Source organism: Actinoallomurus vinaceus, from assembly GCF_039542055.1.
In the GTDB taxonomy this organism is placed as follows: domain Bacteria; phylum Actinomycetota; class Actinomycetes; order Streptosporangiales; family Streptosporangiaceae; genus Actinoallomurus; species Actinoallomurus vinaceus.
In genome coordinates, this window is the sequence record NZ_BAABHK010000004.1 from 482556 (window position 1) to 508088 (window position 25533).

At 70.1% G+C, this 25533-nt stretch carries 36 protein-coding genes and 1 pseudogene; 15 read left to right on the forward strand and 22 right to left on the reverse strand.

Going from position 1 to position 25533, the window contains the following annotated elements:
* Positions 1-19 precede the first annotated feature (19 nt).
* Both tsf and rpsB read right to left on the reverse strand, forming a co-directional pair.
* Positions 20-856, reverse strand: a complete 837-nt coding sequence (gene tsf, locus ABEA24_RS17445; RefSeq protein WP_345431908.1) for a translation elongation factor Ts — start codon at positions 854-856, stop codon at positions 20-22.
* A 36-nt stretch (positions 857-892) separates the two neighbouring features.
* A complete protein-coding gene (rpsB, locus tag ABEA24_RS17450; RefSeq protein ID WP_345431909.1) occupies positions 893-1888 on the reverse strand; it encodes a 30S ribosomal protein S2 in 996 nt (331 codons plus the stop codon).
* Between the two features lie 275 nt (positions 1889-2163).
* Here rpsB and ABEA24_RS17455 point away from each other — a divergent pair, with 275 nt between their 5' ends.
* Entirely contained in the window at positions 2164-3081 is a 918-nt protein-coding gene (locus tag ABEA24_RS17455; protein WP_345431910.1) for a M23 family metallopeptidase, read from the forward strand.
* A 247-nt stretch (positions 3082-3328) separates the two neighbouring features.
* On the opposite strand, the gene ABEA24_RS17460 is transcribed toward ABEA24_RS17455, so the two are convergent.
* On the reverse strand, positions 3329-4489 hold the full coding sequence (locus ABEA24_RS17460) for a tyrosine recombinase XerC (RefSeq protein WP_345431911.1): 1161 nt from the start codon (positions 4487-4489) through the stop codon (positions 3329-3331).
* Positions 4490-4785: 296 nt separating this feature from the next.
* Between ABEA24_RS17460 and ABEA24_RS17465 the strand changes: the two genes are divergently transcribed.
* From ABEA24_RS17465 to ABEA24_RS17490, 6 genes and pseudogenes are all read left to right on the forward strand, one after another.
* Positions 4786-5142 (forward strand): YraN family protein, encoded by a 357-nt coding sequence (locus ABEA24_RS17465; protein WP_345431912.1) that lies wholly within the window; start codon positions 4786-4788, stop codon positions 5140-5142.
* A gap of 2 nt (positions 5143-5144) precedes the next feature.
* Positions 5145-5402, forward strand: a pseudogene (locus ABEA24_RS17470) (magnesium chelatase domain-containing protein); the annotation flags it as partial.
* A 35-nt stretch (positions 5403-5437) separates the two neighbouring features.
* On the forward strand, positions 5438-6046 hold the full coding sequence (locus tag ABEA24_RS17475; protein ID WP_345431913.1) for a hypothetical protein: 609 nt from the start codon (positions 5438-5440) through the stop codon (positions 6044-6046).
* Complete coding sequence (locus ABEA24_RS17480) at positions 6043-6300, forward strand: hypothetical protein (RefSeq protein WP_345431914.1); 258 nt, start codon at positions 6043-6045, stop codon at positions 6298-6300. Before ABEA24_RS17475 ends, ABEA24_RS17480 begins: the two co-directional genes overlap by 4 nt.
* Positions 6297-6500, forward strand: a complete 204-nt coding sequence (locus ABEA24_RS17485; protein WP_345431915.1) for a hypothetical protein — start codon at positions 6297-6299, stop codon at positions 6498-6500. Before ABEA24_RS17480 ends, ABEA24_RS17485 begins: the two co-directional genes overlap by 4 nt.
* A gap of 84 nt (positions 6501-6584) precedes the next feature.
* Positions 6585-7016 carry an MmpS family transport accessory protein gene (locus tag ABEA24_RS17490; protein ID WP_345431916.1) on the forward strand — a complete coding sequence of 144 codons (432 nt, stop codon included), beginning with the start codon at positions 6585-6587 and terminating at the stop codon, positions 7014-7016.
* A gap of 96 nt (positions 7017-7112) precedes the next feature.
* Here the strand turns inward: ABEA24_RS17490 and ABEA24_RS53550 are convergent, their stop codons facing one another.
* A complete protein-coding gene (locus tag ABEA24_RS53550; RefSeq protein WP_425551199.1) occupies positions 7113-7226 on the reverse strand; it encodes a DUF397 domain-containing protein in 114 nt (37 codons plus the stop codon).
* A 27-nt stretch (positions 7227-7253) separates the two neighbouring features.
* Positions 7254-8165 carry a helix-turn-helix domain-containing protein gene (locus ABEA24_RS17495; RefSeq protein WP_345431917.1) on the reverse strand — a complete coding sequence of 304 codons (912 nt, stop codon included), beginning with the start codon at positions 8163-8165 and terminating at the stop codon, positions 7254-7256.
* A 144-nt stretch (positions 8166-8309) separates the two neighbouring features.
* On the opposite strand from ABEA24_RS17495, the gene ABEA24_RS17500 reads away from it, so the two are divergent.
* The 8 genes from ABEA24_RS17500 to ABEA24_RS17535 all read left to right on the forward strand — a co-directional run bounded on the left by ABEA24_RS17500 (position 8310) and on the right by ABEA24_RS17535 (position 12656).
* Positions 8310-8807: an ATP-binding protein gene (locus tag ABEA24_RS17500; protein WP_345431918.1), complete on the forward strand. Its 498-nt coding sequence runs from the start codon at positions 8310-8312 to the stop codon at positions 8805-8807.
* The gene (locus ABEA24_RS17505; protein ID WP_345431919.1) at positions 8804-9109 is read left to right on the forward strand and encodes a hypothetical protein; all 306 of its coding nucleotides are present in this window, start codon (positions 8804-8806) and stop codon (positions 9107-9109) included. Before ABEA24_RS17500 ends, ABEA24_RS17505 begins: the two co-directional genes overlap by 4 nt.
* A complete protein-coding gene (locus tag ABEA24_RS17510; protein WP_345431920.1) occupies positions 9106-9333 on the forward strand; it encodes a hypothetical protein in 228 nt (75 codons plus the stop codon). The genes ABEA24_RS17505 and ABEA24_RS17510 overlap by 4 nt, the downstream gene beginning before the upstream one ends.
* Before the next feature lie 300 nt (positions 9334-9633).
* The gene (locus tag ABEA24_RS17515; protein ID WP_345431921.1) at positions 9634-9750 is read left to right on the forward strand and encodes a DUF397 domain-containing protein; all 117 of its coding nucleotides are present in this window, start codon (positions 9634-9636) and stop codon (positions 9748-9750) included.
* Positions 9747-10052, forward strand: coding sequence for a hypothetical protein (locus tag ABEA24_RS17520; protein ID WP_345431922.1), 306 nt, complete (start codon positions 9747-9749; stop codon positions 10050-10052). Before ABEA24_RS17515 ends, ABEA24_RS17520 begins: the two co-directional genes overlap by 4 nt.
* 70 nt (positions 10053-10122) lie before the next feature.
* Positions 10123-11082 (forward strand): radical SAM/SPASM domain-containing protein, encoded by a 960-nt coding sequence (locus tag ABEA24_RS17525; RefSeq protein WP_345431923.1) that lies wholly within the window; start codon positions 10123-10125, stop codon positions 11080-11082.
* A gap of 18 nt (positions 11083-11100) precedes the next feature.
* The gene (locus ABEA24_RS17530) at positions 11101-11931 is read left to right on the forward strand and encodes an aminoglycoside phosphotransferase (RefSeq protein ID WP_345431924.1); all 831 of its coding nucleotides are present in this window, start codon (positions 11101-11103) and stop codon (positions 11929-11931) included.
* Positions 11931-12656 (forward strand): AAA family ATPase, encoded by a 726-nt coding sequence (locus ABEA24_RS17535; RefSeq protein WP_345431925.1) that lies wholly within the window; start codon positions 11931-11933, stop codon positions 12654-12656. Before ABEA24_RS17530 ends, ABEA24_RS17535 begins: the two co-directional genes overlap by 1 nt.
* Positions 12657-12748: 92 nt before the next feature.
* On the opposite strand, the gene ABEA24_RS17540 is transcribed toward ABEA24_RS17535, so the two are convergent.
* The 17 genes from ABEA24_RS17540 to ABEA24_RS17615 form a co-directional block, all read right to left on the reverse strand.
* Positions 12749-12949: a hypothetical protein gene (locus tag ABEA24_RS17540; RefSeq protein WP_345431926.1), complete on the reverse strand. Its 201-nt coding sequence runs from the start codon at positions 12947-12949 to the stop codon at positions 12749-12751.
* Positions 12946-13185: a hypothetical protein gene (locus ABEA24_RS17545; protein ID WP_345431927.1), complete on the reverse strand. Its 240-nt coding sequence runs from the start codon at positions 13183-13185 to the stop codon at positions 12946-12948. The genes ABEA24_RS17540 and ABEA24_RS17545 overlap by 4 nt, the downstream gene beginning before the upstream one ends.
* Positions 13186-13231: 46 nt before the next feature.
* On the reverse strand, positions 13232-14203 hold the full coding sequence (locus ABEA24_RS17550) for a hypothetical protein (protein ID WP_345431928.1): 972 nt from the start codon (positions 14201-14203) through the stop codon (positions 13232-13234).
* 57 nt (positions 14204-14260) lie between these two features.
* A complete protein-coding gene (locus ABEA24_RS17555; protein ID WP_345431929.1) occupies positions 14261-14497 on the reverse strand; it encodes a hypothetical protein in 237 nt (78 codons plus the stop codon).
* Positions 14498-14501: 4 nt separating this feature from the next.
* A complete protein-coding gene (locus ABEA24_RS17560) occupies positions 14502-15533 on the reverse strand; it encodes a glycoside hydrolase family 25 protein (protein WP_345431930.1) in 1032 nt (343 codons plus the stop codon).
* Positions 15527-16030 (reverse strand): CHAP domain-containing protein, encoded by a 504-nt coding sequence (locus ABEA24_RS17565; RefSeq protein WP_345431931.1) that lies wholly within the window; start codon positions 16028-16030, stop codon positions 15527-15529. The genes ABEA24_RS17560 and ABEA24_RS17565 overlap by 7 nt, the downstream gene beginning before the upstream one ends.
* 112 nt (positions 16031-16142) lie before the next feature.
* The gene (locus ABEA24_RS17570; protein ID WP_345431932.1) at positions 16143-16598 is read right to left on the reverse strand and encodes a hypothetical protein; all 456 of its coding nucleotides are present in this window, start codon (positions 16596-16598) and stop codon (positions 16143-16145) included.
* A complete protein-coding gene (locus ABEA24_RS17575; RefSeq protein ID WP_345431933.1) occupies positions 16595-16855 on the reverse strand; it encodes a hypothetical protein in 261 nt (86 codons plus the stop codon). The genes ABEA24_RS17570 and ABEA24_RS17575 overlap by 4 nt, the downstream gene beginning before the upstream one ends.
* A gap of 92 nt (positions 16856-16947) precedes the next feature.
* Positions 16948-17457 carry a hypothetical protein gene (locus ABEA24_RS17580; protein ID WP_345431934.1) on the reverse strand — a complete coding sequence of 170 codons (510 nt, stop codon included), beginning with the start codon at positions 17455-17457 and terminating at the stop codon, positions 16948-16950.
* A gap of 8 nt (positions 17458-17465) precedes the next feature.
* Positions 17466-20849 carry a hypothetical protein gene (locus ABEA24_RS17585; RefSeq protein ID WP_345431935.1) on the reverse strand — a complete coding sequence of 1128 codons (3384 nt, stop codon included), beginning with the start codon at positions 20847-20849 and terminating at the stop codon, positions 17466-17468.
* A complete protein-coding gene (locus tag ABEA24_RS17590; RefSeq protein WP_345431936.1) occupies positions 20849-23419 on the reverse strand; it encodes a phage tail protein in 2571 nt (856 codons plus the stop codon). Before ABEA24_RS17590 ends, ABEA24_RS17585 begins: the two co-directional genes overlap by 1 nt.
* A complete protein-coding gene (locus ABEA24_RS53555; protein WP_425551200.1) occupies positions 23406-23594 on the reverse strand; it encodes a phage tail assembly protein T in 189 nt (62 codons plus the stop codon). The genes ABEA24_RS17590 and ABEA24_RS53555 overlap by 14 nt, the downstream gene beginning before the upstream one ends.
* Positions 23540-24232 (reverse strand): hypothetical protein, encoded by a 693-nt coding sequence (locus tag ABEA24_RS17595; RefSeq protein WP_345431937.1) that lies wholly within the window; start codon positions 24230-24232, stop codon positions 23540-23542. The genes ABEA24_RS53555 and ABEA24_RS17595 overlap by 55 nt, the downstream gene beginning before the upstream one ends.
* Positions 24229-24483, reverse strand: coding sequence for a hypothetical protein (locus ABEA24_RS17600; RefSeq protein WP_345431938.1), 255 nt, complete (start codon positions 24481-24483; stop codon positions 24229-24231). Before ABEA24_RS17600 ends, ABEA24_RS17595 begins: the two co-directional genes overlap by 4 nt.
* Positions 24480-24965, reverse strand: a complete 486-nt coding sequence (locus ABEA24_RS17605; protein WP_345431939.1) for a phage tail tube protein — start codon at positions 24963-24965, stop codon at positions 24480-24482. The genes ABEA24_RS17600 and ABEA24_RS17605 overlap by 4 nt, the downstream gene beginning before the upstream one ends.
* Positions 24965-25195: a hypothetical protein gene (locus ABEA24_RS17610; protein WP_345431940.1), complete on the reverse strand. Its 231-nt coding sequence runs from the start codon at positions 25193-25195 to the stop codon at positions 24965-24967. The genes ABEA24_RS17605 and ABEA24_RS17610 overlap by 1 nt, the downstream gene beginning before the upstream one ends.
* Positions 25192-25530 (reverse strand): hypothetical protein, encoded by a 339-nt coding sequence (locus tag ABEA24_RS17615; protein ID WP_345431941.1) that lies wholly within the window; start codon positions 25528-25530, stop codon positions 25192-25194. The genes ABEA24_RS17610 and ABEA24_RS17615 overlap by 4 nt, the downstream gene beginning before the upstream one ends.
* Between the last annotated feature and the right edge of the window lie 3 nt (positions 25531-25533).

The following is a 25533-nucleotide window of genomic DNA, read 5'->3' on the forward strand; positions in this document are numbered from 1 at the left end:
GGCGTCCTCAGGGCGGGTCTTAGAGCTGCCCGACCCGGAACCGGGCGAACTGCTTGACGTTCACCCCGGCGTCCTGGAGGACCTTACCGACGCTCTTCTTCGGGTCCTTCACGAAGGGCTGCTCCACCAGGACGAAGTCCTTGAAGTAGGCCCTCACACGACCCTCGACGATCTTCGGGATGGCCTGCTCGGGCTTGCCCTCGTCGCGGGTGATCTGCTCGGCGAGCGCCCGCTCCTTGGCGACGACGTCGGAGGGGACGTCCTCGTTGGTGAGGTACTTCGGAGACATCGCGGCGATCTGCTGCGCGATCTCCTTGGCCACCTCGGGCGCCTCGCTGTCGAGCTCGACGAGCACACCCGTGGCGGGCGGCAGCGACGGGTCCGACTTGTGCAGGTAGCTGGCGACGTACGCGCCCTTGAAGTGGGCGAAGCGGCCGAGCTCGAGCTTCTCCCCGATCTTGGCGCTGTTCTCGTCGATCAGCTGCTGGACGGTCTTGCCCGCCTCGATCTCGGCGGCCAGCAGGGCGTCGCGGTCGGCCACGTCGCTCTTCGCGGCGAACTCGACGATCTGGTCGGCCAGCGCGATGAAGCCCTCGTTCTTGGCGACGAAGTCGGTCTCGCAGTTGAGCTCGAGGATCGCGCCGTCGCCGGAGCCGTTGAAGAACTCGGCGACCAGGCCGTTGGCGGCGGTGCGCTCGGCGCGCTTGCCGACGTCCTTGGCGCCCTTGAGACGGAGCAGCTCGACCGCCTTGTCGAAGTCGCCCTCGGCCTCCTCGAGGGCCTTCTTACAGGCCATCATCCCGGAGCCGGTGGTGTCCCGGAGCTTCTTGACGTCGGCGGCGGTGAAGTTCGCCATTGTGGTCTTGTCTCTCTCGTCGTCGGTCGTGGGCCGTCAGGAGTCCTGACCGGTCTGCGGCTGCTCGGCCTCCGCGGCCGGCGCGGCCTCTGCGGCCTCGGCCTGCGGGGCCTCCTCGGCCTGGGCCTCCGGAGCCTCGGCCTGCGGGGCCTCGGCCTGCGGGGCCTCCTCGGCCTGGGCCTCCGGAGCCTCGGCCTGCGGGGCCTCGGCCTGCGGGGCGGCCTCGGCCGTCTCGCCGGACTCGTCCTTCTTGCTCTGCAGGAGCTCCCGCTCCCACTCCGCGAGGGGCTCCTCGGCACCGACGGCGGCGGGCTTCTCGTCACCGGAGGGCGCGGCGCCGGCGCGGGCCATCAGGCCGTCGGCCACGGCGTCCGCGACCACGCGGGTCAGCAGGCTGACGCTGCGGATGGCGTCGTCGTTGCCCGGGATCGGGTAGTCGACCTCGTCCGGGTCGCAGTTGGTGTCGAGGATCGCCACCACCGGGATGCCCAGCTTGCGGGCCTCGTTGACGGCGATGTGCTCCTTCTTGGTGTCGCAGATCCACACCGCGCTGGGCACGCGCGCCATGTCGCGGATACCGCCGAGGGTGCGCTCGAGCTTGTCCTTCTCACGCTTGCGCATGAGAAGCTCCTTCTTCGTCAGACCCGAGCCCGCGACGTCGTCGTAGTCGAGCTCCTCGAGCTCCTTCAGACGGGTGAGGCGCTTGTGCACCGTGGAGAAGTTGGTGAGCATGCCGCCCAGCCAGCGCTGGTTGACGTACGGCATGCCGACGCGCTGCGCCTGCTCCGCGATCGACTCCTGCGCCTGCTTCTTCGTACCGACGAACAGGATCGTGCCGCCGTGGGCGACCGTCTCCTTGATGAAGTCGAAGGCGCGGTCGATGTAGGACAGCGACTGCTGCAGGTCGATGATGTAGATGCCGTTGCGCTCGGTGAAGATGAAACGCTTCATCTTCGGGTTCCACCGGCGGGTCTGGTGACCGAAGTGGACGCCGCTCTCGAGCAGCTGCTTCATGGTGACGACGGGTGCCATGCCCGTGGTTCTCCTGTCCGGCCCAGTATCGGGCCACGTCCCGGTTGTTTGCCTGCGCCCGTGCGCCCCTGCCATGACGAGTGGTCATGGACCGAGAGGGCCGCCCCACCAATGCTCGGTGGCCGGCGGACGCGTGAATTCGGTCATGCGACCGTTGAGGCAAGTGTACCGGCGGCTCACCCCGCCGTGGACTCCACGCCTCCAACGCCGGGGTTTTCCCCAGATTCGGCCTGGGTCCTGTCGGAGGACGGCCGGGGGCGCGCATGCTCGGTGCCATGGTGTGGTCCGGGTTTCTCCTGGTCGTGGCGGCGTTCTTCCCCGGCGGGGCGGACGCGGGCTGGCAGTGGCCGTTACGCCCGCCACCGCCGGTGCTGCGCCGTTTCGACCCGCCCGCCCATCCGTGGGAGGCCGGGCACCGGGGAGTCGATCTCGCCGCGCCTCCCGGCCGTCCGGTCTTCGCCGCCGGCGCGGGACGGGTCGCCTTCGCCCACGACCTGGCGGGCCGCGGTGTGGTGACGATCACTCATGGCGCCCTCCGCACGACCTACCTGCCCGTACGCCCCACCGTGCGCCCTGGGCAGATCGTCGCGGCCGGCGCCCGGATCGGCGTCGTGGAAGGGGTGCTCGGCCACTGCGGGCAGGAGAGCTGCCTGCACTGGGGGCTCCTGCGCGGCGGCTCCTACCTCGACCCGCTCTCGCTCCTCGGCCTCGGTCCCGTACGCCTCCTGCCCTGGTGGCACGCCGCGTCCCCGGCCGCCGCTCCCCCAGAAGCCGTTCCGTGGCCGCAGTCTCCGCCGCCACCCGCCTCCGGTGCCGACCTTGGCGACCCCTGGGCGCCGCCGACGATCCGGTCCCTCCGGCCGTCCGAGACGCACCCGCCGACACGACCACCCGCCGAACCTGCGAGGACACGGCCGACCGTCACAGCGCCGGTGACGCGGCCGGTCAGCGCCGCAACGGGCATCGGCCCGTCGGCCGGCCCGATCGCCATCGCCGGAGCGGCGGCCATCGTGGTGTCCCGGATCCTTGTTCGCCGTCGCGGCCAGATCCCCGCTCGCCGTCGGCGCCGCCGCCGGAGCCCGCTCGCACGGGGTCCCGATCACACGGGCCCGGGTGATCGGTCCTCGGTGACGCCGGCAGGGCCACAGCGGGCCCAGCGAGCGGTCACCGATCCGCGAACCGCCCGCCGGTGACGTCGGCGGCGCTGAGGCGATAACCCTCTGAAGCGGAGATATGGGGCGGAGTCGGGCCGCGGGCACTGCCGGAACCGCTGGCGTCGGACGTGGGGACGTACCTAATGCTCGGCAATTGCAGGCCCACATCCCCGCGCACGGGATATTTCTCGGTTCGGCTGGAACCGTTGACCGGGCATTCCGGCCGGGAGACGTGGATCGGTCGAGATGGAGCGGCCCGCCGGACATGTCCGTGCCGGAGACGGGGTTACGCCCGGGGGTGGGCCTGCCGGTAGGCCGCTCTGAGCCGCTCCGCGCTGACGTGGGTGTACACCTGGGTCGTGGCGAGAGAGGAGTGTCCGAGGATCTCCTGGACGCTGCGCAGGTCCGCCCCGCCCTCCAGGAGATGGGTGGCCGCGCTGTGCCGCAGGCCGTGTGGCCCCATGTCGGGCAGGCCCAGCTCCGCGAGCCGCCGATGCAGATCGCGCCGGACGACGGTGGGATGCAAGCGGCCGCCGCGAGTGCCGAGGAAGAGCGCAGGCCCGCTGCGATCACGTACGAGGCCGGGGCGGCCCCGGCACAGCCACGCATCGACGGCCCGCGCCGCCGGCGCGCTCATCGGGACCGTCCGTTCCTTGTCGCCCTTGCCGATCACCCGGATCGTGCGCCGGGCGAGGTCGACGTCGTCGACGGCCAGCCCGCACAGCTCCGCGATCCGGATGGCGGAGCCGTAGAGCAGTTCGAGCACCGCCTGATCCCGCAACGCGACGGCGTCCACGCCGCTTTCCGGAGCTCCGCTCCCCTCCCCCAGCGACCCGCCGTCGGAGTTCGCAGCGCCCCCAGGGGTGCCCTTGCCATGACCGCCCGCAGCGTTCGCGGAAACGCTCCCCGGGTGACCGGCCGCGCCCTCCCCGCGGCCACCCGTTCCGTTGTCCGAAGCAGGCTCCTCGTGACCGTCGGTGCGTTGCTCGGAGTCGTACGCACGGTCGTCGGCGGCGGCCGTCCGGCCGCGGGGCGGTCTGCGGTCGAGTAGTGCGGCGGCCTCGTCCTGGCGCAGCACACGCGGCAGCGTCCGCCCCTGTTTGGGAGTGCCCAGAAGCGGGCCGGGGTCGATCGGCAGCAGCCCCCGGCGATGGGCGTACGCCGTGAACACCCGTACCGAGGCCGTACGGCGGGCGAGCGTGGCCCGCGACCGGCCGAGCGCGTGCTGCGCGGCCAGCCACGCCCGCACCATCCGCACGTCCAGGCCCGCCAGGTCCCGCAGCCCCATGCGATGGGCGTGCGCGAGCAGATCGGTGACGTCTCCGAGGTAGGCGCGGACGGTGTGCGCGGACAGACCGCGCTCGGCGCGCAGATGCCGTTCGAACTCGGCCACCGCCGCGCCGAACACCTCAGCGGACTCGGTGCCGATCTCCTCGTTCGCTGCCATCTGCTCCCTCGCGGACTCGTCTCCGGCCGGAACCCGGCGCGGGATGACACCGGCGCCGTGCATGCCCCACCGTGCGCGACCTGGCCCGGTGAATCAAGCGACCGCACCGGCCCTGCCCGGTTATCCACAGAATGCGATTCGAGCAACACGGAAGGTGGCCGGTACGGAACCGTCGTCGTCGGAGGTGAGCGCATGAGCGAGCGGAGCGCTCGAATCATAAGCACAGCGCGCCCGGCCACTCCTCCGACGCCGGGAGGTCGGCCGGGGTGGGTTGATCGGGCAAGGAGCGAGGCCGTATGAACGCGAAGGACGCACTCGGACGGCAGGGCGAGCAGGCGGCGGCCGAGCACCTGGCCCGGCTCGGCTGGCAGATCCTCGATCGCAACTGGCGATGCGGCGAGGGCGAGCTGGACATCGTGGCCCGCGACGGCGGGGAGCTGGTCGTGTGTGAGGTGAAGACCCGCTCCAGCACCGTCTTCGGCACGCCCGTCGAGGCGGTCACGCCGGCCAAGGCCGCGCGATTACGACGCCTCGCGGGCCGCTGGCTCGCCGCCCACGGCGTCGCTCACGCCACCGCCCGCGTCGACGTCATCGGCCTGCTCGCGGACGGGCCCGGCCGCTTCACCGTCGACCATCTGAAGGGAGTGTGCTGACGATGGCCCTGGCCCGTACCCGTGCCGTCGCGCTCCTGGGCGTGGACGGGGCTCTCGTCGACGTCGAGGCGGCGATCACCAGTGGCGTCCCGGGCCTGCACCTCGTGGGCCTGCCCGACGCCGCGCTGAACGAGGCCCGTGACCGCGTCCGCGCGGCGATCCTCAACAGTGGTGAGGAGTGGCCCAACCGGCATGTCACGGTCAGTCTTTTTCCCGCGAGCATGCCCAAGCGGGGCAGCGGCTTCGACCTCGCCAAAGCGAGGATGGGGCGCGTTTACCGAATCGAGGAGCCGACATGACCGCCGCGACGCTCACGCCGTCCGCGACAGCCGCCGATCTGCTCGACGAACTCCGCCAGCTCCTGGGCCGCCACGACGGCGCGTCCACCCTCGACGACGTCGACCGGCTCGCCGACGAGCTGACCGCCGCCCTCCGGCGCGCTCGCGGGCGCCTCGCCCGGCTCAAGCGCCAGGCCGCCAAGCCCGAGCCGAAGCATGAGCCCGAGCCGCCAGCGGCCGCCCGGGCCGCGAGCGCGCCGGAGGGCGAGCGTCCCGCGCCGCCGGCCGAGCGCCCGCGGCCGACGTTCGCCGCGCCGGCGCCGCCGCCACAGCCGATGGTGATCGAGATCCGCCCGGACAAGCCGACATCGGACCCGCCACCCCCTCCCCAACCCAGGGAACCTGAGGCCACGCCGGACCGCCGCGACTCCCTGGCCGCCGCCCGCCTGGTGCTTGCCGTGCTGGCCGTCCTGTGGCGCACGCTCACGGGCCCTACGCGCCTCACCCTCCGCCCGGTCGCCCGTGGCGCGCGCAAGGCCGTACGCCGGGCCGTGGCCGACGTCCGGCCGTACGCCCGCCGTGTCCGTGCCGCGGCGCGCCGGGAGCTGGACAGGTGGCTGTCATGAGCGGCACGCCGAAGGTCCGCGTCGTCCGGGTCCGCCTCGACGGCCAGGACGACGACGCCGGCGCGGTCGCCGAGCTCCTCGCCCAGCTGCTGCCCGAGCTCTCCGACGGCCGCGTCCAGGCCGGGGAGATCTCACGGCCGTACCAGAACCGGCGCGGGCCCGGCGCGCGGCGGTACGTCGAGCTGTACCTGCTCGACGACTCCCCGGGCCGCGACGCCGACCAGCCACGCAACAGCCACCGGAGCATCCAATGACCACCCTCATGGACTACGGCAACGACCTGGCCGAGGGCGTCTGCCCGATCTGCGAGCAGCCGGGTTGCTCGCTCGCCCACCTGTACGACCGGCTCGTCGTGCCCGCGGTGAACTTCACCGCGCGCTGGCTGTCGCGGGTCTTCCTGCTCGCTGGCGTCTCGATCTTCGTGGCGATCTTCGCGGGCTGGATCAGTCCGTAGCCGGATTGCCACATTCCGCTAACCACCGCCACCCGGACTCCGCCGGGCGGCGTCCTACACCTGCCTCCGACCGAAGGGATCCCCATGCGCATCATCGCCGCCGCCATGCTCGCCGTCCTCGCCCTCGCGGGCTGCAAGGCCACCGACGACACCGACCCGAACATCGCCACCCCGCCCGCGGCCGGCGGATCCGCGCCCGCCTCGGCGCCCGTGAAGGCCGCCAAGCCGAAGAGCAACCTCCGCACGATCACATACCGGGTCGGCGGCACCGCCGACTCCGCGGACGTGACCTACTCCACCGCCAGCGGCCAAGAGCAGCAGCAGGGCGCGCACCTGCCGTGGACGAAGTCCTTCAAGGTGAAGCGCGACGCGTTCACGATGGTCGACATCTCCGCGCAGAACCAGGGCAGCGGCACGGTGACGTGCGAGATCGACGTGGACGGGGTCAAGGTCAAGGCGGCGAAGTCGAGCGGGCAGTACGCGGTGGTCTCCTGCGATCACAGCCTCGGCTTCTGATCCACATCTGTCGGCCCGGCGGGGTACGCTGGACGCGGCTAAGGTACGGAAAAGGGGCCACCGGGCGAGCACCGGGGCCCCTCTTCCTTTTCTGGACTACTCGTCGTCGGAGCGCACGGTCAGCGTCGCGACTTCGACGCATGAGCCGTTCTGGGTGCTCCTGATGCTCTTCCTCCAGGCAGCATCAGACAGATCTTGGGGCGTTGGCATAGGTACGGCTTCCTATTCGGTCCACCCTCACCGGTTGGTGAGCATGTCCAGCGTATTCGCTGGACTCGCGGCAGCGCCGACGAGATTCAGGAACGCCGCGTGGTACCGCTTCACCTCGGCCGGTTCCTCGATGAACATCTCGCCGGCGACCAGGTCGACGAACACAGCGTCGAGATCGCCGGGCTCGGGGAACTGCAGGATGTTGAAGCTGCCGGACATGCTCGCGTGCGCGCCAGCGTCGTACGGGATGACCTGAACGGTGACGTTCGGGCGCCGGGCAACCTGCCGCAGGTGCTCAATCTGGCCGCGCATCACCTCGGGATCGCCGACGGTGCGGTGCAGTACGGCCTCATCGATGACCGCGACGACCTCCAGCGGCGGATCCTCATGCAGCGCCTTCTGTCGTCGCATCCGGACGTCGACACGCGCCTGGATCTGCTCGTCGGGCAGCTTCGTCGCGCCACCGCGGTTCACGGCGTCGGCGTACTCCGGGGTCTGAAGCAAGCCCGGGATGGCCAGCGCCTCGAAAACGAGGACGCTCGCCGCCTCAGCCTCCAGGCCGATGAACGCGGTCGTCGCTTCGGGCAGCACCTTGTCGTACGGGTCCCACCATCCGCGCTTGCGGCCATCACGGGCAAGCTGCACCAGGCGGTCGCGCTGAGCATCGTCGACCTCGTACACCTCGCACAGGTCCCGGATGTCGCGCGGATCCGGCCGCTTGCCCTCGTTCCGCTCCATGCGGGTGAGCTTGCTCGGCGCCCACTCCAGCCGCGCGGCAACCTCAGCACTCTTGAGGCCGGAATCCTCGCGCAGATTGCGGAGCTGCTGCGCGAGGCGACGGCGGCGCAGGGTCGGACTTTCGCGGGTTGGCATGGGTGTCTCCGGTAGCTCGGAGTGGCTAGGTGAGGTGATGGTAATGCACTCCGTAATCACGTTCATGGAAACCCGACATTCGTGACTATAGGTGCGCGACTCAAGTTAGGTCTTGCGAGTTAGGTATGCCGGGAGCATGATAAGCCCTGTACCTAAGCCGCACGCTCGGCCTTGCCAGCCGGGCACCCCTACCTGGGGAGTTGATCCCCCGTGACACCTGACCCTGCGGTCCTCACCGACCGCCCCGCTTCCCCCACCGAACCGGCGCCGATATTCCTCCCGCTCCATGCGCGGCCCGACGCCGTACGCCAGGCCCGCCAGCACGCCGCCAAAGCCGTGGCCGGCCACTCGGCGCACGACCCATACGACATCGCCCTGATCACCAGCGAGGTCGTCACGAACGCGATCGTCCACGGCTCCGGGCAGCGGGAGTGGACGGACGACCTGTGGCCGGTCAGCGTCGAGGTGACCGTCACCGCCCGGTACGTGCACCTCGCCGTCACCGACCCCGACCCGCGCCCCCTCCACATCCCCGCCGTCGGTGACCTGACCGCCCTCAGCGGCCGAGGCCTGGGCATCGTCTGCGAGCACGCCCGCGATGTGTGGCCCACCTACACCGAGCACGGCAAGACCGTGCACGTCCTGGTCGTCGCGCCCGGCGTGACGCTGACCAAGCGGGAGCTGCATGAGATCGGGGTGCCGCGATGATCCGCCGATTCCTCGCCGCTGTCGCCTGGCTGCTCGTCCGGCCCGGCCCGGCCCGGCGTCCGATGGTCGACGACACGATCGCCGACATCCCGGCCTGCGCCCCCGACCCAAGCCCCGAGCAGCTTGCCGAGATCCAGGACCTATGTCGTCAGTGGCTGGTCATGTGGTGCCGGTACCGCCGCGAGTTCGCAGCGTTCGCGCTGTTCGGGCATGAGCCGCTGATCATCTGCGACCGCAACCGGCAGCGACTCCTGTACCGGTGCCGCGCCGCCGAGCTCGAGCAGATCGGGGCACCCGCGTGAGCGTCGGCCCCGAGCACATGCGGCGCATGGTCGCGCTCGCCGACCAGTACAACGACTTCGTCGACACGCTGAACGCGCTCCCTATCGCGTACCGCAGGGCGCCCGATGAGCAGCCGAAGCGGCGACGAGGCGAGACCTACTGGGATGAGCGGCTGCGGCAGATGATCGCCGAGGAGCCGGAGAAGGCCCGGAAGTTCCTCGCCGATCTGGAGAAGGACACCTAGACCCCCGTACGGCCGATCGCCCCCGTGTCTCGGCCGTACGGGCCAGATGTCCCGGCAGGTACAGACGCATCCACTGCCGGGACCACGCCGCCGGGTCGAGCGCGGGGAGTGGAAGCCCAGCGCTCCCCGGCGGCCCCCAGGCGTCCCGGCAGCAATCGACCGCTGCGCCTGCCGGGCGACGGGCCGCCGAGAGGGGACTTCGGGACATTGCGACCTCTCGGCGGCCCCATGCCGCGGCCCCGGTTGTTTTCGCGGGCGCCGGGGCCGCGGTCATCACCGAACCGAACAGAGAGGACAAACATGATCACCACCATCGATCAGCACGGCGTCACCTGGGGCAAGAGCGACCGCAGCGGCAGCAACGCATCCTGCGTCGAGGTCGCCGCCATCCGCCGCGGCGTGGCGGAGAACCGATGACGACGATGACGCTGGCCAAACGGCTCGTCTACACCGGCAGACAGCTCGAGGTCCTGGAGCAGGCCGCGCGGACGGAGGCCAAGCCGAGCGACCTGGCGGCGCTCGCCGAGCATCTGCGAGAGCTGGGCGATCGCGGCCGGCAGATCCAGGTGGTCATCGACCGTCTCTTCGAGTACACCGGGCCGGAGCACAACGACGCGCAGCTCTACCTGGCGCATGCGGGCAACCTGTTCGAGGCGGCGCAGACGTACGCGGGCATTGCCTTCGCGCAGTTGAGGGATACGAGCGCCGCCCCGTCCTGACCGCCACGGCCCCGGGTCGCTGCGCGGGCGCCCGGGGCCGTGGCCAGATCTTCACTAGAAGGAGCCTCGGATGCATCATCAACAGATGCGGTTCATGTGGTTAGAGATCACAGGTAAGTGCCAGCTGCAATGCGACCACTGCTATGCCGGATCGGGCCCGTCCGGCACGCACGGCACGATGACCGTGCCGGACTGGCGCCGGGTCATCGATGAGGCCGTCTCGCTCGGCGTTGAGCTGATCCAGTTCATCGGTGGGGAACCCACCCTCCATCCGGCGCTGCCCGAGCTCGTCGACCACGGCCTGGAGCGCGGTCTGGACGTCGAGGTGTTCAGCAACCTCGTGCACGTCCGCGACGACCTGTGGGACACCTTCACCCGGCCCGGAGTGAGCCTGGCGACCTCCTGGTACTCCGACGATCCCCTCGAGCACGCCGCCATCACCCGGCGACCGGGCCACCTCCGCACCCGCGCGAACATCGCCGAAGCCGTGCGCCGGTCCATCCCGCTGCGGGTCGGCATCATCGGCGTCCTCGACGGCCAGCGCACCCGCCAGGCCGAGGCCATGCTCGCCGACCTCGGCGTCACCGACATCGGGTACGACGACCTGCGGCAAATCGGCCGAGGCGTCCGCGACCGTCCGCAGGACGTTGACCAGCTGTGCGGCGCTTGCACGAGCGGCAACGTCGCCGTTGGCCCGGACGGTACTGTGTGGCCATGCGTGATGGCACGCTGGCTCCCGATCGGGAACGTCAACGACAGCACGCTCAGCGACATCGTGGCCGGCCCGCAGATGGCGTCAGTGACCGAACACCTGGACGCGCACTTCGAACCGATCGAGGCGCCGTGTACCCCGAAGATGTGCAACCCGCAGTGCGGACCGAGCTGCAGCCCTGCCTGCAACCCGCAATCCAACTGCCGTCCGAAAGGGACCTGCGCCCCGTCCTACACCTGTGGGCCGTGTAGCCCGAAGGATCGGACGTGCAGTCCTGACATGAGCTGCCGTCCGAACCAGTGCAGGCCAACACGCTAGACACCAATCGGGGGATCGATGACCGGCGAGCAGGCCGAGGAGGAGCCGCAGCGGGCTTTCCTACGTCGCGTGCTGGCCGAAGCCGCTGACCGGCTGGGCGCGCGGCTGGCAGGTGAGGCGGTGTTCGGCTGGCGGGACCGCACGATAGGCGCCCCCGCTCTGAAGGAAGGGGAGCCGGTGTGGCTGCGGGCTACGGCCGAGCATCGCGACTGGACCACCAGTGAGGAGTGGACCGGTAACCAGGACGCCGCGCACCTGACCGGCATACCCAAGCCATCGCTGCTGGACCGGATCGAATGGGACGAGGCGGAGGTCATGATCTACGCGGAGCTCATGACCTTCGTACCTGACCGGCCCTGCTCGCCGACACCCGAACTCCGCCAGCCTCTCGACCTGCCTCGCTCGTGGTGGAAGAGCTTGCGTGGCGCCCTGGACGCCCTCGCCGGGCAGACAACCCGCCGCGGCGCGGAGAACCCCGGCTGGTACGAGCCGACGCTACGGGTCTTTTTCGGCGCCCGCGCCGACCACCTGCGCCCGGCATGGAGTACCGAGCACATGGATATGCACTGGGCCAATGTCACCTCGCCGCGCCTGTGGGTCCTGGACTGGGAGCACTGGGGCCGTGCCCCGGCCGGGTATGGTGCGGCCAGCCTGTACTGCCACAGCCTGCTCGTACCGGACATGGCGCGGCAGGTGCGCGACACCTTCGCCGACGTCCTGGAGCCGCCGGAAGGCCGGTACGCACAGTTGTGCGTGATCGGGCACATGCTCCGCCGTATCGACCGAGGTGACTACCTCGACCTGGCCGTACCGCTGCATGAGCACGCCGACCGCATCCTGGATGCCTGATGCTGCTGACCCGTATCTACCTCGACCCCGACGACCGGCCTGCGTGGCCATTCACCCTGCCGCCGGTCCAGCACCTCGCCGAGCACGGCTTGTCGTTCGAGCGACCTGTCACGTTCTTGGTCGGGGAGAACGGGTCGGGCAAGTCCACGATCGTGGAGGCGATCGCCGGCGCCTGCAAGATCTCCTCCCAGGGCGGCAAGGCCGGCACCAAGTACGCCAGCACCGGCGAGTCGACCCCGCTCGGCGAGGTGCTGCGCACCGATCTGACCTCGAACGGGCTCAGACTCCTCAGCGGCCCGCGCCGCCGCCGTTCCGGATTCTTCTTCCGCGCCGAGACGCTGTTCAACCTCGGACAGAACGTCTCGGGGATGTACGGCTTCTGGGAGGAACCCCTCACCGAGCAAAGCCACGGTGAGGGGTTCTTCACCGTGCTGGAGGCCATGTTCAACGACCCTGGCCTGTACCTGATGGATGAGCCCGAGGCCGCCCTGTCCTTCACCTCCTGCCTGCGCCTGGTCGCCCTCATGGACCACCTCGCAGCGGTCGGCGGGCAGATCATCTGCGCCACTCACTCGCCGGTCCTGGCGGCCACGCCCGGCGCGGACATCATCGAACTCGACGACCATGGCCTCCGCCGCACCGCCTGGGAGAAGCTGCAGCTCGTCGACCACTGGAAGCGGTTCATGGCCAAGCCCGACCTGTACCTACGGCACGTCACCGGCTGAGAGCGCCAGGCGCTGAACCCCCAGACACGAAGAAGCCGCCCCGCCCTCCGAAGAGGTGCGGGGCGGCTCTCGTTTGTGGAGGCCGGGGTCGACTACGGCCGCGGGTAGTGGCTCTCCTCGACGCGGCCCGGGATCACCTTCGTCTGCGCGTTGGGCACGAGGTACACCAGCGCCGCACCGACGGCGGCGATGACGGTGTTCAGGACGAGCTCGGGCGTGCCATGCAGCAGACCGGACGAGGCGACGACGCCGGCGGCGGCCAGCAGCGCGGCATAGAGCTTGGCGTACTTCATGAGGTGGGTCCTTCCTGGGCGGTGTCGAGGGAGGCGCGGACGAAGCAGTCCTTCGCCTCCAGGAGCTTGCGCAGCCCGGCGGTGAGCTCCGGGCCGTCGGGGAGATCGCCGATCATCTGCTCGGCGAGGTCGTGGCATCGCTGCGAGACCTGCCGTAGCGGGGTCTTCAGGTGCGCGTACTCGAAGTACCGCGCGATCTGCTGCGTGGACAGGTGGCGCTCCGAGAGGTCCCGCATGCTCACTCCTTGCTAGTTGACATGGTTGTTGGCATGGCCGCGCGGGTCAGAGGCCCTTGGCCGTCAGCCAGGTCTTCAGCGCCCGGGCAGCGTCGGCGTTCGTGCCGCGGTGCCGCAACCTCAGCCACGGCCGGACAGCATCCGCCAGAGCCTGGTCAGCCACGTCCACAGGCGCCGGAGAAGGCCCGGGCGCCGGGCCGGGGGCGGGCTGGACCGGAAACGGGTTGGGTTCGCCGGTCATCGCCGTGAACGCCTCACCCAACGCGGCCACGTCGAGCCCTTCCGGTGAGGTCCCTTTCTGGCTGATCCACTCCGGCGTGACGACCACCCACGCCTCTTCGACGTAGCGGCCCCAGAAGGCGGGCGTCATCTCCTGCACGCGGCCCCAGGTGATGATCCGGTAGTTGCCGTTCGCGGCCCGGCCGACGAGCTGCGGCGGGTTGCCGAGGACGTACCCGAGGTCGATCGCGTGGCCGCCCTCGATCCCGCCGTCGTTCTTCACGACGTCCCACGGCTGCCCGGCGTCGAACTGGTCCATCGCCACGGCCGGGAAGTTGATGCCGAGCTGCAGGTGCCCGAACAGCCACAGCGCCGCGTCGACCTCGCCGGGGTCGTGGATGTCGACCTGCGCGAACGCCAGGATCTGGTGCCCGCCGACGCCGGTCTTGCGCCAGTAGTCCAGGGCGTCCTGGATCACCGTGCCCTGGTCGGTGGACGGGTCGACCGGGTCGAAGCCCGTGACGTCGCTGTAGCCGCGCAGCACGTCAGCCTCGGAGACCTTCACCGTGCGGCCCTGGCCGTACGCGGTGGCCGCCTCAATGGTGTGGCCGATCATCGCCCACACGCAGTCGCCGTACTGGTCGTTGCCGTACATCGGCCACTCGTCGACGGCGCTGACGTAGTCGACCTTGACCGGCGGCTTCGGGTACGTCCCGGTGAGGAACGGCCCGAGATGCAGCCGCGGCCGGGCGTCCTCCGAGTGTGGCGGCCGCCGGCCACCGCGGAACGTGATGCTCATCTGGCTCCAGAGATGACGAAGCCCCGCGCGCTGGCGGGGCGAGGGGGACAGGGAAGGTCAGCAGTCGCGCCAGGACGGCCGTTCGCCGCCGACCCAGAAGCCGTGCACACCGCAGTTGTGGCACAGGATCGAGGGCGTCAGCCCGCCGTCGCCGGTCCACTCCCAGCCCTGCGGGCCGAGCGGCAGCGTCACACGGGCCACCGGATCGAATCCCGGCGACGTGCCCGAGCAGTAGTGAACCCAGACGGGGTGATCGTCCTCGTCCCGATCGACGCGCGGCAGCTCGTCGGCCATCGCGTCAGTACTTCAGCAGGGCAGCCTTGAAGGCCCCGCCGGTCACGGTGATCGGGTAGTCGTTCGGGTTGTGGATCCACACCCGTCCGCGCGTGTCTCCGTCGAGGGCGAACTGGTAGGAGTGCACCGCCCGCGGCCGGTCGAACGTGCACCGTGAGCCGCCGCCGTCGTCCTTGTACGACCAGGCGTCGTCCGCCTTGGCTGGCCGGGACACCCGCGCGAACTCCACGTCGTAGGTGTCGCCGGGCTTCAGGCCGGTCACGTCGATGGTCGTGGTGAAGTACCCCCACAGCTTGTCGGCCACGATGACGCTGAGACCGTTGTCGCCGTGGTGGGCGTGCGCGTCGGAGAACTCCTTGGCCCAGGTCACCTGAAGGACGCCCTTGGCGGGCACCTCCTGGCCCGCGCCGACGCCGAGGCTTACCGCATCCGCCATATCGTCCTCCTGCTGAGCTATCTGTCCGAGCGCACGCCAGGCGGCGGCGTCTCCGTTGAACACGTCGCGGTCGATACCGCCGGTTTCGCTGTACTGATGCATCACCCACGACGTCCACGGGCCCGGCACCCGCGGCTGCCCGGCCGGGCGGGACGGGTCGGCGATCCACAGCGGCCGCCCGCCGAGCCCGGCGCAACGGCCCTCCTCCGCGAAGGACAGGAACGTGTACACGATCGGCGCCAAGCCGCGGAGCTCGAGGTGGGCGGTGAACGCCTGCGCCCAGCTCGAGCACCGGCCGGGCGACTGGCCATCGCTCGCCTCGTGGTCCAGGACGACGAGGTCGCCGTCCTCGAGCACGGGTCCGATCACCGAGTAGAAGAACTCCGCTTCGGCGACCGGGTCGTTCTTCGGGTGCCCGAAGTGGTAAGCCCCGCGGACGAGGCCGACGCGTTTGAGCTCGCGCCAGTTCCGGGCGAACTGCGAGTCGCGGATCGTCAGGCCCTCCGTCGCCTTCACGATCCCGAACGCCACGCGGTTCCGCTTGGCCTTGCCCCAGTCGTAGGCGCCCTGGTAGCTGGAGACGTCGACACCTGTCAGCATCCGAGGCTCACCACCTCGAGCACGTCGTCCGCGCTGTCGACGGCTTCCCAGTCCGGCGAGCCGTAGCCGACGACGATGCCGGCCGGGGTGCGGACGCGGCGCAGGCAGGCATCGGACGTGTTGAACTCGATCGTGACGATCCGCCCGTCACCGCGTACGGCCTCGACAATGCCGACGTGCTCGATCTCGGTGATCGTGAGGGGCCCCGACCAGCTGTAGAAAACCAGGTCACCCGGGTGCGGAGTGTGGCCCCACCGGCCTTGCTGGGCGAACCACTGAGCGTGCCACGGGGTGTAGGCGTACTCGCCGACGACCGCGCCGGCACCGATCTGCGCGGCGCACCAGGAGGCGCCCATGTCGCACCAGTTGGCGTCCGCGAAGGCTTGGTCGTGGTGTCGGTCGGCGTACCACTGGCCGTACTTCGTGTGTCCGTTGGCGGCCTCGTGGTAGCCAAGCTGAGAGCGCGCCATGTTGAGGAAGGCGTCGCGGGCGCTCACTCGCCCTCGCCCTCGTCGGGCACGACACTGCCCGGCTCCTGGGGGACGTCCTGCGGGCCGTCCTCCGGCCGCACAGGCGCCAGGCCCCGCGCGTTGGGCGGTATCGGTTCGCTCACCTGGATCCTCCGATCGTGACGGCGCACTGGGGCAGCACGCCGAGGGGTAGCCGCACGGACAGGACATGACCGGAGTCGCACCGGGACGGCTGCATAGCGGGCGGCGACGTCGACGGGCCGGGCGCCGGCCGCGGGGCCGTGCTCGAGCGGGTGCCGCCGCCGCGCCGGGTGTTCGCCGCCGCGCCTCCGCCGCCCGTGCCCGGCCGTGCCGCGGGCTCGGCCGCGACGACCGCACGCTCCCGGGCCGTACGAGACGGCGACGGGGCCGGCGTCTGCTCGGCCTGCGTCGCGGTCACCGTCACCGTCGGCTGCGGGCCCGGCTGGGCGGCCTCACCGCCGTACGAGCCGTGCTGGACACCAGTGAGCGCCAGCGTCGCCAGGGATCCACCGATGACCAGCACCGCCGGGGCCGTGAAGTACCCGGCGCCCTCGATCGCGTTCCTGCGTGTCAATGCCCGCCGCCCTTCGTGGTGATCAGCCATGTGATGGCCGCACTCGCGAGCACACCGACAAGCGTTCCGGTGATCGCCAGCAGCGCGTTCCGGCGCGACGCCTTGTCCTGCTCCAGGCGCAGCACCCGGTCGGTGAGGCCGCCGAGCATGGTGAGCACGAGCTCCTTGGTGATGTAGTCCCGGCGGAATTCGCGCAGTTCGACGTCGTGCCGGTCAACGAGGCGGCCCAGCTCGTCCGGGGATCTCGCATTGGTCATCAGACCCCTTTCAGGACTAGGGACGCGAGGTAGACCACCAGCAGCACGAGGACCACGATCACCAGAGCGCGTTCGATGGACATGGGGCCTCCTCAGGCGATCCGCAGGTACTCGATGTAGCTGTCGGCGCGCAGGATCGTGCCGTTCGCGGCGTCGACCGTGTTCTGCGCGAACTGCAGCTGCAATGTCCCGGCCGTGCCGGTCGTCTGCACCGAGATGTCCTCTTGATAGGTCGAGAAGTTCGCGGTGCCGTCACCGCCGGCGGGCGAGGCCGTACCGGAGCGGCGCCGCATCTGCACGGTGGTCGCGGAGGTGTCGGTGGTGCCGGACGTCGGCCCGATGATGTACCGCTGCACGGTGGCGCCCGACGGCGACGTCCACGAGAACTTGACGTCGCCGGTGGTTGACGCCGAGTACGACGCCCGCAGCCGTACGAGGTAGGTCGCGTTCGCGGCGACCGGGATCGACAGGTCGGTCGCGTTCACGAGGGTCGTCGAGTTGCTGACCGTCTGGTCGGACAGTTTGCGCACGAGGTTGACCTGCATCGCCGACAGCAGGGCGGCCGTCAGGCGCTGCCCGGCCGTGAACACGGGGTACGGCAAGGGGGCTCCTACAGGGCGAGGATCATCGGCTGGGCGAGGCGCACGTCCTCGCCTGCTGGGTGGCTCTTGCTGACGCCGTTGACGGCGCGGGTGACGGTGAGCTGCTGTGTCGCGGCCAGCGAAAGGTCATCCCAGCTCAGCGTCACCGGCAGGGTGTTGGTGTTCGTGGAGGGCACGAACGCGCGCATCCCGACCTGTCCGGAGGTGAGCGTGCTGTTGGTGCCCGCGACGGTCCATGCGGGTGGCTCCGTCGCCCCGTCCACCCAGACCTTCCCCAGCAGCGTCCCGGACTGGACGGAGAACCGGGCCCGGTACCAGGTGTTCGCGGCGACGGTGATGGTCGGGATGGCGACCTCGGCGGCGATGAGCGTAAAGGCCGGCGGGCCGCCTTCGATGGCGACGCCGATTGCCCCCCCGGCGTACACCTGGATGCGCAGCGAGTACCAGCCTGTCGTGATGCTCTGGAAGTGGGACAGGACGTACACGAACAGGCTGTCGCCGGTGGGCACCGCGCTGAGCTTCCAGCGGACGGTGATGTCCGACCCGTACACGGTCTGGCCGAGGGTGGCGATGCGCTGGTCGTTCCTCGTCGACAAGCTCATCGTCGCGGCACCAGAGGCGACCGCGTAGTCGGACGCGGAGCCGCCCGCGACCGTCCAGGCCGGGCCGTACGCCGCGCTTCCCCAGCCGTTGGAGACGGTGCGGGTGAAGTCGTCGCCGAGGGCGGTCGTGCCGGTGACGGTCATCTGCTCGCCGCCGATCGTGATGTCGAACGGCATTTCGGCGGGATCCGTGGTCCACGGCGGCCCCGAGTAGGTCGACACTCGCAGCGTGGTCGCTGTGGAGGTGACCGGGTCGGTGAGTGCGCAGCCGTCGGTGTCGAGGCGGCCGAGGACCGTGTCGTCGAGGACGGCGACCCTCCATGGCTGCCCGGGACTCGCGTTGATGGTGGCCGTCCAGGAGACGAGGTCGATCGCCTCGGTGTAGCCCTCGGCGAAGGTCGCGATGGTGCCGGGCGGCAGGTCGTTGCTGGGGTTGGTGACGGCGATGGCCTTTCCGGCGTCGAGGGCGAGCCACCCGGGGAGGAGCGAGACGGCCTTGCCGTTAAGGTTCGGGCTGATCGACGGGTACCGGTAGTCATCGGCGGTGCCGAGGTGCACGCGCCAGCCGGCCTGGTCGTCGAGTTGGTCGTCGGACGCCACGTTGACGGCGATGCTCTCGTCGTACAGGCCGACGGTGTCGATCGAGTCGGTGTCGACGACGCGCGCCGCGCCGCCGTCCGGGCGGGAGGCGGTGACGTCGTTGCGGGTGCGCTGGTCGTCATCCTGCGGTTCGAACGGCGGGGCGGTGTGCCCGGCGGAGTGGTCGAGCGTCAGGACCGCTGCGGCGTTGTAGCGGGAGGAGCGGGTCCGGTACGCCAGGCGGCCGCCGCGCGCCTCATACAGCTGCCCGCCATCAGCGGCCTCACAATCCCGAAGAATGCCGAGCAGCTTGTCAACGGGCTGCGGCCCCATCGGCTCGGAGGTGCCGTCGTCACCGACGATGACGAGCGGTAGACCCTCTTCGTCAGCGATGCGGCGGGCCCTGTCGGCCGCGCGCTCCCCCGTATATCCGGTCCCGGCGTTGTACTCCCAGGTCGGGTCGTAGTTGAACGGGTCGTTGTCGATCGACACCAGCAGGTGAGAGATCGTGCCCTTTGGGGTGGGGTTGTTGTTGGCGTACTGCCCCAGGTTGATGCCGATCGAGTTGACCGGGAAGACCGTGTCAGCGGTCGCGAACGTGTAGACGCTGTCGGTGAAACCGTCTCCGGCGATCTTGATCCCAAGGGCGACGTCGCTGCCGCTCGGCTGTGCCCACGCGGTGACGAGGACGGGGCCACGGCCACGCAGGTCGACGTTTCCGACCACAGCGAACTCCGACACGCCGGATTGGAAGTTGTCGATCGCGAGCTTGCCGCCCTGTCCGGCCGGGACGTAGCAGAACCACTGGTCCGCGTTCGATCCGGAGGTCGTCCAATACATCATGTTGCTGTAGTCGTTGGCGGCGTCGAAATCACTCGGGATGTCCAGCCACCAGCTGATCCGCCACTTGTTGATGTTCGGCATGCCGACGACCGTCGCCGACGCCGTGCCGGTCGAGTCGAACGTCATCGCCCCGGCCGATCCTGCCGGACCGCCTGAGGTGAAGCTGCTCGGGCCGAGCAACCGCATCGGCGCGGCACCGGGAATGCCCGCCGCGGGATCGGACTCCAGTGGCCAATACGCGGTGTATCCGCCGCGCGCGGTGATCGCCCGGTACAGCGCGCTGCGCAGGGTCTTGCCCTGGTTCATCCGGCGGACGATTCCGGACGCGGTGATGGGCATGTGCTGGTCGACGCCGCCGCCCTGCTGCCGCGGCGGCCACTCGCTGACGAACCCGGTGTATCGCAGGTCCCATCCGCTGCCCGGGTTCACCCAGAGCCGGATGGGAGTGTTCTTGCTGAGCTTCCCGTAATAGGGGCCGGTCGGGTTCAAGCGGGTGTACTTCCCGGCGGCGTTGGTCACTTCCAGCGACATGGTGCTGGGGCCGACCGTGGACGCCTCATCCGCTCGGCCGCGCGTGATCGTGATCGGGTCGCGGGCATACACGTCGCTCGTGATGTCCGTCCAGGTCGCCGCCCAGGTCGCCGGGTCGGCGTCCGGGGACGCGCCGAGTGCAAGCTCGGCGCGGACCTGGAGCGACTGATTCGGGAACGTCACCGCGCCCGTGGCGTCCCGCGCCACGACGGATATCGCAGCCCAGGGATTGGCCACCGACGCCGTCGCCGTGCGCGTCGAGGGGCCGTGCGCGGTGATGGTCTGCTCGCCAGCACGCGACGTCGATACCGTGCTGTCCAGCTCGGCACGGGCCGTCAGCGGGCCGAGCGAGGTGTAGTCCACCACACCCCCCGAGAGCCATGCGCCGATCAGCAGACCCGAATCGTCCGGGGCATACAGAGCGACCGGCTGACTCACCGCCGAGGTCGCCGAGCTGGCCGCACCCACGGAGAAGACCTGGAGGGCGTCGTCGCCCGGCCGGGTGCCCCGCACGACGTACAGATACGAGTGCAGTTCTCCGCCATTGGGGGCGTCCAGCGAGAGATTCCGCGAGTTGGAGTCGATGAGCTTGGTCGCCCAGGCCCGCCACTTCGGCAGACCGACGCCTGCATCGACCGCGGCGAGGAGCTGCCAGGCGCCCGCCGGCCAGCCACCCTGCTTCTTGCCCGGGTCGCCGCCCATGTCGGCGAGAGTGCCGATGTTGTTGCCGTGCAAGACGATGAGCCAGTCGCCAGCACTGCCCGAGACAGGGCTCCACACGACGCTGCCCGGATCGTGGTAGACGCTGGAGTAGAACTGCGTGATCGTTACGGCCATCAGCTGTCCCCGAGAGCAAGCTGCACGTTCCCGCCGCCGTGGACCCGCACGGCCTTACGCAGCAACTCCACCAGCAGGTCGTCCACCTTCGAGCCGCCGGAGCGGACCTCAAGCACCACCGTGCCGCCGCCCCCGCCGGCCGCCGCAGTCACACCGCGCGGAGCTCCTGCAGCGGCGCCCGCGGCCGCCGGCGCGGCCTGGACGCCCGCACCCGGCAGCGCAATCGCGTTCGTGACGCGCCCCAGCGTCGACCGCAGCGCAGGAATCTGCGAGGCGATGCCCTCGCCCAGGCCCTGCATGATCGCGACACCGGCCGGGGTCAGCAGCCGCCGGTCCTTCTCCGGCGGGCCCTTGATGCGCGGGATCAAGTTCGTGAGGTCACGGAATCGGGCGACCAGCCAGTTCCAGAGGCTGGCGACGCCGTCCCACAAGCCGATCATGATGGCGCGGCCCGCGTTGTACAGCCAGCTTCCGGCCCCGGCGAAGGTCCGGGCGATCGCACCCGGGATCCCCGAGACGTACCGCAGTAGCCCGGCCGCCTGGCTGATCGCGCCGGCCGCCATGCTGTAGAAGATCCCAGCCACTCGGCCCGGCAACTGCGCGAACCAGCTGATGGTGCCGCGCACGATGTCCGGGATGATGCTGTGACCCAGCAAGATGTCGAACAGGTCGCGGAAGAGGCGGATCACTCCGTCGACCATGGCGGCGACCAGCTTGAGCGCCGTCGTCAACCCCGTGCCCAGGTCACCCGCCAGCGCCGTCGAGATCCGGAGTATCCAGCCGACAACCGGCACCGCCATGGCCACCAGATCCACCAGTAGCTCCACAAAGTGGATCAGCGATGGGAGCAGCAGCGGAAGCGACTGCGCGAGGTTCTGAGCGAGTACGACGCCGAGCTGGATCAGCTGCGGCATCAACGGCTGCAAGGCGGTCAGCAGATCAACCAGTGCCGGAACCAGGCCCTGAAGCAGCTGCGGCACGATCTGCAGCAGCGGCGGAAGGATCTTCACCAGCGCCTGCCCGAGCTGCTGACCGAACTGCGTTGCGATCGGGGCCATGGCCACTGCGAGCTGCGAAAACGCGGCCGCGATCTGCGGAAGGATCGGTGCGAGGCTCTGCGCTAGGGCGGAGATCACCGGTCCGAGCACCGCGAGCAGCGTCGTGACCGACGCCGCCAGATTCTTCGCCAAGAGCGCTGCGAGCTGACCCACCACCGGCAGCAGTGGCGCGGCCGCGATACCGATCTGCGCGATCGCCTGACCGAGCGCCGGGAGTGCCCCGCTGGCGGCAATCGCCGTCACCGCCTGAGACAGCCCCCCGAACAGGGCCTGCAAGCCGGGCGCAATCAACGCCAAGGCCGGGCCGAGGGCGTTGATCGCTGTCAGCAGGATCGGGCCGACCAGCTGCGCCAGCTGGCCGAGCGGCCGCGCCAGCGTGCCCACCTGCGTGACCAGCGCGCCGATCACCGGCCCCAGGGTCGTGCCGATCGCCCCGAGCGTCTGGAAGATTGAGGTGAGCGCCGCCTGTCCCTGCGCCGTCTTGAGGAAGGCGTTCAACTGGGCGAGGGCGGCGCCGAGAATGCCGAGGAACTGCGAGCCGCCCGCGCTTGCCGCGCTGAAGACGCTCTTCAAGATGCCGCCGACGTTCGACAGCACGCCGCCGATCTGCTTCAGCGTGGCCAGGGCGTTCTGGATCCACGCCGTTGCGCGGCCCGTCGCGACCGCCCGCTGCAGCCACAGCCCGAACCGCTGCGCGATCACGCTCACCGACCCGGCGATCTGCGGCAGGAACTGCAGGCCGACGCTCGCCAGATTCCGGAACCCGATCAGCACCGGCTGAAGGGCCGGGATCAGCTGATGGATCGAACCCGCGACGGTCGAGAACGTCTGCCGCAGCACCGCGGCCGTCGCCGTCTGCCGCAGAAACAGAGCCGCCTGCCGGGCCACCAGCCCAAACTGCAGGCCGACATCGGCCACGCCCTGTTTCACCGGCCCGACGAGGACCTTCGCCACGGCCGTCAGCTGGCCGTGCAACGGAGCGAACAGGTTCTGCGCGGCCGTCGCCTGGATCGACTTCAGCTCCGGGGCGAGCTTGTGCAGCTCGGTCGCCACCGACCGGGCCGCCGGCGGCAGAGTCTTCAACGCCTCGGCGTATTTCTTCGGGTCATTGCCCAACGCGGCCTTGAAGCCTTCACTGACGCCGCTGATGGCGAGTTTCAGTGTGCCGAGCGCCGCCGCAGCCCCCAGGGCCGCACCAGGGATCAGCAAGTACAGGCCGGCCAACGGCGCCAGCGCCGTCGCCGCCTGGACGACGGTGTTCAGGCCACCGGCGGCTGCGGCCAGGACGGCGATGCCCTTCCCTGCCGTGATCGCGGCGCTGCCGAGCTTGGCCAGGCCGCTGCCGCTGATCTTCCCAAGCTTGCTCAGGGTGCCCGACAGCCGATTGCTGCTCTTGTCGGCCTTGTCGGCTTCCTTGGAGGTCTTCTCTAGCTCGCCGGTGACCTTCCGGATCCCCCGGGAGGTGTCCTCCTCGACGCCGATCCTGATGAGGAGGTTCTTAATCGTCGCCACCGGGCTCGTCCTCCTCGTCGTCCCATCGAGCAGGCCAGTCCGGCATGAAGTCGCCCGGGGTCACGGGGGTGGACTCCGGGTCGCGGTTGGTGTTGGCGATGGTGGCGGCGAGAATCGCCGTCAGCGTGTCGGCTCGGGCTGGGCCGAGGGGGCCGTACTGCCGTTCAAAGGCCATCCACTCGGTGAGTTCGCGGGAGGAGATGCGGGCGAGGAGCTCGGCGACGGTGCAGCCGAGGCTGAGGGCGAGTCGGAAGTAGGCGGCTCGCTCTGGCCTTCGCCGAAATTTTCCTCCAGCTCCTTGACGTCACCGTCGGAGATGCCGGACAGGCGGCAGGCGGCTTCGAAGAGCCTGTCGAGGGCGCCCGCGTTGCGGCGGCCGAGGGCGGCGGCGTCGTTGGCATCGAACAGCGGCGCGCCGGTCTCGTCGACGGCGGCCAGGACGACGAGCCGGGCGCGGGCGTTGCGCAGGTCCTCGACCTGCTTGCCCCCGACGCGTTTGACCATGGACGCCTCGTACCGGTCGCGTTCCTCGCCGGTCAGGGAGCGCAGGCGGACGGTTCCGCCCCACTCGGGGACGGCCACGTCCTCGTATCGGCGGTCGTCCGCGCCGAAGATCGCTTCCTTGGACAGCAGGGTCATGCGGGTTCCTTTCGACCTCCGCAGCGGGCGGAGGAGCACGTACAGGAAGATGAGGAGCGCGGCAGCGTCGACCGCCGCCGTAGGCCATTGACCGGCACCAGCGCGCAGGCCGGTCAGGGCGGCCATCACCACCAGGCCGAGCGCCGGCGCGGGCTCGATGCGGCGTCGGCTCACTCGTGCGCCTGGTCGACGATGGGGATGGTCAGGCGGTGCGTGGCGGCGTCCTTGCCGTCGGCCGTCCAGCGCCACGCGGGCGTGCTGGCCGGGCGCTCGCTGGCGTAGACCTCGACGAGTACGGCCGCGTCGTCGAACGACAGGCCGCACACGTCGGTGGGGTCGATGCCGAGGGCCCGGATCGCTTCGGCGACCTGGGCACGCGAGACCGACGCCGGGATGCCATGGATTGTGATCGACGGATCGCTCACGGGATGGTGACGTACTCGGCGGGCTGGTCGGTGATCGCGTACATGATCTCCACGGTGGCCGCTTCCTTCGCCTCCGTGCTCCGGGGCTTGCTGTGGCTCGCGACCCGCACCGGGTAGACGTCCATCTTCCGGCCGGTCACGTCGCCGCCGTCACACCACACGATGAACCCGTTCGTGTCGGCCGGCATCAGCGCCCGGGCGTCCGTGCCGCCCAGGTCCATGTACATCGTCAGCGACGAATCGTCAGCCTGGATCCGACCGGGAATCTTCGGGGTGAACCGGTTTGCCATGGTCGGCGTCTCGACCAAGTCGGTCTTGACGGTCCAGCCGCTTGCGGCCGAGTTCTCACCGACAAGGTTCGTACCCGCGTTCAGCTCCGACCGAGTCGGGCTGTTCTTGTTCGCGATCGTTGGCACCCAGTACACGACCGTCGTGTTGACGTTGACGTACCGGCTGCTCGCGGAGATCGGCGTGGCGACCATCAGTCCTGCTCCTTCTTCTCCGGCGCCGCGCTGGCCCGCGCTCGCCCGCTCTTCGGCTTCTCGCCGCCGTCGACCTGGCCGCTGTCGGCGCGGTCGCCGGCGGCCTGCTCGCTGTCGTCGTCCTCGACGACGACCCATCCGGCCGTGGCGTGGAACGGCACCGCCGACTCGGCGACGGTGATGATCTGCTCCTCGTCCAGCTCCGGGTGCCGCATCCGCACGCCGCTCACGGGACACTCACCACGCAGACCGTGACCGTCGTGGTCGCCGAGTAGGTGATGGACGCTAGACCGGTCGCCGGGTCCTTGTAGATGTCCCGCAGCGGGATCGTGAACTCGCCCGTCGTCGCTGGAACGGAGAACGTCCTCCCGGCCACGGTCTGGTCCCCGTCGTATTTGCCTGGGAAGGCGATCGTCACGGTCACGGCCGAGCCGCTGCCGTTCTTCACCCGCAGCTCGACGCCCGAGCCGGTCGGCGCGGTGTCACCGCCCGCCGAGGCGGCCACAAACAGCGTGTCCACGCGGAGCCCAGCCGGGCCCGCGACGTTCTTGGTCAATGCAGCCACATG